The organism is Micromonospora sp. 4G55, from assembly GCF_016803375.1.
Map to the genome: position 1 here is coordinate 1 of NZ_JAEVHN010000428.1, position 5,422 is coordinate 5,422.

Annotated in this window: 2 pseudogenes; one reads left to right on the plus strand and one right to left on the minus strand. The window is 75.3% G+C overall.

The features are described 5' to 3' along the window. A pseudogene (locus JNW89_RS26440) lies at nt 1–375 on the minus strand (hypothetical protein); the annotation flags it as partial. Here JNW89_RS26440 and JNW89_RS36960 point away from each other — a divergent pair. Beyond that, nucleotides 319–5,422: pseudogene (locus JNW89_RS36960) on the plus strand (type I polyketide synthase); the annotation flags it as partial. The pseudogenes JNW89_RS26440 and JNW89_RS36960 overlap by 57 nt on opposite strands.

Consider the following 5,422-nt stretch of genomic DNA (forward strand, 5'->3'; position numbering starts at 1 on the left):
CCGCGGCCTGGTCACCGCCCCCACCCGGCGCACCGCCGCCGGTACGACCAACGGCGGCGGCACGGCCACCGGGCTGGCCCAACGGCTCGCCGGGGTCACGAGGCGGAACGGCACCGCGTCCTGGTCGAACTCGTCCGCGAACCGCTGGTCGTGCCGCTGCGCGTCGACCCGGCCGCCGTCCGGGCCCGGGGCGAGGTGCCGACCCTGCTCCGCGGCCTGGTCACCGCCCCCACCCGGCGCACCGCCGCCGGTACGACCAACGGCGGCGGCACGGCCACCGGGCTGGCCCAACGGCTCGCCGGGGTCACCGAGGCGGAACGGCACCGCGTCCTGGTCGAACTCGTCCGCGCCCGGGTGGCAGCGGTGCTCGGGCACTCCGGCGTCGAGGCGGTCGCCCCCGACCGGGCGTTCAAGGACCTCGGCTTCGACTCGCTCGCCGCCGTCGAGCTGCGCAACGCCCTCAACGAGGCGACGGCCTGCGGCTGCCCGCCACCCTGGTCTTCGACCACCCGACCGCCGAGGCCGCTGCGCGTTTCCTCGCCGACCGGCTGGTCGGCGTCGCCCCCGCCGCCGCACCGGCGCCCGCCGCGACCACCCCGGCCGCGCCCGACGACGACCCGATCGCCATCGTCGCGATCCACTGCCGCTACCCCGGCGAGGTGCGCTCCGCCGACGACCTGTGGCGACTGCTGGTCCAGGAGCGCGACGCGATTTCCGAGTTCCCGGTCGACCGGGGCTGGGACGTCGACGCGGTCTACGACCCGCAGCCCGGCGCGGCCGGGAAGACGTACGTCAAGACCGGCGGGTTCCTGCACGACGCGGCCGAGTTCGACCCGGAGTTCTTCGGCATCATGCCGCGCGAGGCGCTCGCCATGGACCCGCAGCAGCGGCTGCTGCTCCAGGGCGCCTGGGAGGCGTTCGAGCGCGCCGGCATCGACCCCGCCTCGATGCGGGGCAGCCGCACCGGCGTCTACGTCGGCGTCATGTACACCGAGTACGGCAGCCGGGTGCAGCAGCACGTGCCCGAGGAGATCGCCGCGTACCTCAGCGGCGGCAGCGGCGCCAGCATCGCCTCCGGGCGGGTGGCGTACGCGCTCGGACTGGAGGGGCCGGCGGTCACCATCGACACGGCCTGCTCCTCGTCACTGGTCGCGCTGCACATCGCCTGCCAGGCGCTGCGCCACGGCGAGGTGGAGATGGCGCTGGCCGGCGGCGTGACCGTGCTGCCCACGCCGGACGTCTTCGTCGACTTCAGCCGGCAGCGGGGCCTCGCCCCGGACGGCCGGTGCAAGGCGTACGCGAACGGCGCCGACGGCACCGGCTGGTCCGAGGGGATCGGACTGCTGCTGGTGGAACGCCTCTCCGACGCCCGGCGCAAGGGTCACCCCGTGCTGGCCGTGGTGCGCGGCTCGGCGATCAACCAGGATGGCGCGTCCAACGGGCTGACCGCCCCGAACGGCCCCTCCCAGCAGCGGGTCATCGAGGCCGCCCTGGCCGCCGCCGCGCTCGCCCCGGCCGAGGTGGACCTGGTCGAGGGGCACGGCACCGGCACCGCGCTCGGCGACCCGATCGAGGCGCAGGCCCTGCTCGCCACGTACGGCCGGGACCGGGACCGTCCGCTGTGGCTCGGGTCGGTCAAGTCGAACCTCGGGCACACCCAGGCCGCCGCCGGCGTGGCCGGGGTGATCAAGGCGGTGCAGGCGATGCGGCACGGGCTGATGCCGGCGACGCTGCACGTCGACGCCCCCTCCGACGAGGTGGACTGGTCCTCCGGCGCGGTGGAGCTGCTGACCCGGCCGCGGGAGTGGCCGGCGCAGGGACGCCCCCCGCCGGGCGGCGGTCTCGTCCTTCGGGCTGAGCGGCACCAACGCTCACATGATCATCGAGGAGGCGCCGGCGGACCTCGCCGGCCCGGACCGGCTCGCCGGCCCGCCGACCGGTGACGCCGACACTGTGCCGGTGCGGCCGTGGCTACTGTCCGGGCGTACCGACCGGGCGCTGCGGGCGCAGGCGGAGCGGCTGGTCGCCCACCTCGACGGCCGGGACGACCTGGCCGACCGGGACGTCGCGTGGTCGCTGGCCACCGGCCGGGCGGCCCTGGAACACCGGGCCGTGGTGCTCGGCGCGGACCGTGCGGAGCTGGTCGACCGCCTGACCGTCCTGGCGGCCGGGGAGGTCGTCACCGGCGTGGTATCCGGCGTTGCCCGCTCCGGCGGCCGGACGGCGGTGGTCTTCACCGGTCAGGGCGCGCAGCGCCTCGGGATGGGTCGTGAGCTGCATGCGGTGTTCCCGGTGTTCGCGGCGGCGTTCGACGCGATGGTGGCGGAGCTGGATGCGCATCTGGACCGGCCGTTGCGTGAGGTGGTCTGGGGTGACGACGAGGACCTGATCCGCCGGACGGGCTATGCGCAGGCCGGCTTGTTCGCGGTCGAGGTGGCGTTGTTCCGGCTGGTGGAGTCGTGGGGTGTGCGGCCGGACTTCGTGGCTGGGCATTCGATCGGTGAGTTGGCCGCCGCGCATGTGGCGGGGGTGTTGTCGTTGGCGGATGCGGCCCGTCTGGTGGCGGCTCGGGGTCGGTTGATGCAGGCGTTGCCGGCTGGTGGGGCGATGGTGGCGATCCGGGCGTCGGAGGAGGAGGTGCGGGCGGCGCTGGCGGGACAAGGTGCCTCTGTCGCGTCCTACCGACCTGATGACGTAGACGATTCAGCCTCCACTGGCGACGGTGCGGCGGCGGGTGCCGGTGTGGACGTCGCGGCCGTCAACGGTCCCCGGTCGGTGGTCATCTCCGGTCCGGAAGCGGCCGTGCTGCACGTGGCCGAGCACTTCGCCAACCTTGGTCGCAAGACCACGCGGCTGCGGGTGAGTCACGCCTTCCACAGCGGGTTGATGGACCCGATGCTCGACGACTTCCGGGCCGTGGCGGCAGGGCTGACCTACGCCGAGCCGCAACTCCCGGTCGTGTCGAACCTGACCGGTGCCGTGGCGAGCACCGAGCTGACGACCCGGATTACTGGGTGCGCCACGTCCGGGAGGCGGTCCGCTTCGCCGACGGCATCACCGCCCTGCACCAGGCGGGAGTCACGACGTTCCTGGAACTCGGTCCGGACGCCGCGCTCACCCCGATGATCGAGGGCGTCGTGACCGACACCGTCGTCGCGCCGGCCCAGCGCCGGGACCGGTCCGAGGTGACGCAGCTGCTCGACGCCCTGGCCCGGCTGCACGTCACCGGCACCCCGATCCGCTGGACCGAGGTGCTCGGCGGTGGCAGCCGCGTCGACCTGCCCACGTACCCGTTCGAGCGGCGGCACCTGTGGTTGAACGCCCCGAAGACCCGGGCCGGCGACGCCGCCGGGCACGGCCAGCGCGACGCCGACCACCCGCTGCTCAGCGCCGTCATGGTGGCGCCGCAGGGCGGCGGCGTGGTCCTCACCGGCCGGCTCGCCCTCGACACCCACGCCTGGCTGGCCGACCACAACGTGATGGGCATGGGGCTGCTCCCCGGCACCGGCTTCGTCGAGCTGGCCCTGCGCGCCGCCGAGGAGGTCGGCTGCGACGTGGTCGAGGAACTGATCATCGAGCAGTTGATGCCGCTGCCCGACCACGGCGGCGCGGCCGTCCAGGTGGTGGTGGGGGAGCCGGACACCGGCAACCGCCGGAGCATCGCCATCTGGTCCCGGTTCGACGACGCCCCGCCGGAGGTGGGCTGGACCCGGCACGTCACCGGCTGGCTCGCCACCGAGAACACGCCGCCGGTCACCCCGGAGGAGTTCGGCGTCGGCGTGGGTCAGTGGCCGCCGGCCGACGCCCAGCCGGTCGACATCAGCGGCGTCTACGACTACCTGACCGCGCAGGGGTACCACTTCGGGCCGATGTTCCGCGGGCTGCGTGCCGTCTGGCTGCGCGGCCGGGACCTCTTCGTCGAGGTGGCGCTCCCCGACGAGGCCCGGCAGGACGCGGCCGCGTACCGGCTGCACCCGTCGCTGCTCGACGCCGCACTCAGCGCCACCGACTTCCTCGGCGGGCGCAAGCCGCAGGACATCGGCGCCGGCCAGCTGCCGTTCTCCTGGACGGGGGTACGGCTGCACTCCGGCGGCCGCAGCCGCCTGCGGGTACGGATCAACTGGACCAACTCCGACGAGAGCGCCGGCTCCGAGGCGGTCCGCCTGGACCTGGCCGACACCGCCGGCACCCCGGTCGCCACCGTCGAGTCGCTGGTGGTCCGGCCGGTCACCGCGGACCGGCTGGTGGCCGCCGGAGCGGCGATGACCGGCACCCGCCACCTCGACTCGGTGTTCCGGGTCGACTGGCCCCAACTGCCGCTGGGCGAGGCCGCCGAGGCCGTACCCGAGCGGTGGGCGGTGCTCGGCGGCGAGGTCGACCTCGGCCGCGCGGGCGTGCCCGCGTACCCGGACCTGGCGGCGCTGGCCGCGGCGGCCGCGACGGACGGCGTACCCGATGTGGTGTTCCTGCCGGTCGAGCCGGCGGACGGCGAGGTGCCCGAGGCGGTCCGCGACGGCCTGGCCGGGGTGCTGGAGACTACCCAGGCGTGGCTCGCCGACGAGCGGTTCGCCGCCACCCGGCTGGTGGTGCTGACCTGGTTCGCGGCGGACGACGACAGCGGGCACCTCGACCTGACCGTCGCTCCCGTCTGGGGCCTGCTGCGCGCCGCGCAGGCCGAGCACCCCGACCGGCTGATGCTGGTCGACCTCGACTCCGACGAGGCCAGCCTGCGGATGCTGCCGGCCGTGGTCACGCTGCCCGAGCCGGAGGTCGCCGTGCGCGGCAACCAGGTGAAGGTGCCCCGGCTGGCCCCCGTCCCGGTGCCGACCGAGCCGCCCCCGTCGCCCTGGCGGCCCGACGGCACGGTGCTGGTCACCGGCGGCACCACCGGTCTCGGCGCGCTGGTCGCGCGGCACCTGGTCGGCACGCACGGCGTGCGACACCTGGCGCTGGTCAGCCGGCGTGGCCCGGAGACGCCGGGCGCGGCGGGGCTGCGCGACGAACTGGCCGCGCTCGGCGCCGAGGTGACCCTCGCCGCCTGCGACGTCACCGACCCGAAGGCCCTGGCGGCGCTGGTCGACGGGCTGCCGCAGCCGCTGACGGCCGTGGTGCACGCCGCCGCCGTGCTCGACGACGCGCTGTTCACCTCGCTCACGCCGGACCGGCTCGCCGCGGTGCTGGCGCCCAAGGTGGACGCCGCCTGGGCGTTGCACGAGCTGACCGAGGAACGGGAGCTGACCGCGTTCGTCCTGTTCTCCTCGGTGGCCGGCCTGCTCGACCCGGCCGGCCAGGGCAACTACGCGGCGGCGAACAGCTTCCTCGACGCACTGGCCCGGCACCGCCGGTCGATGGGGCTGCCCGCCACCGCACTGGTCTGGAACCTGTGGGGCGAGGGCGCCGGCCTGGCCGGCGGCACCGACCC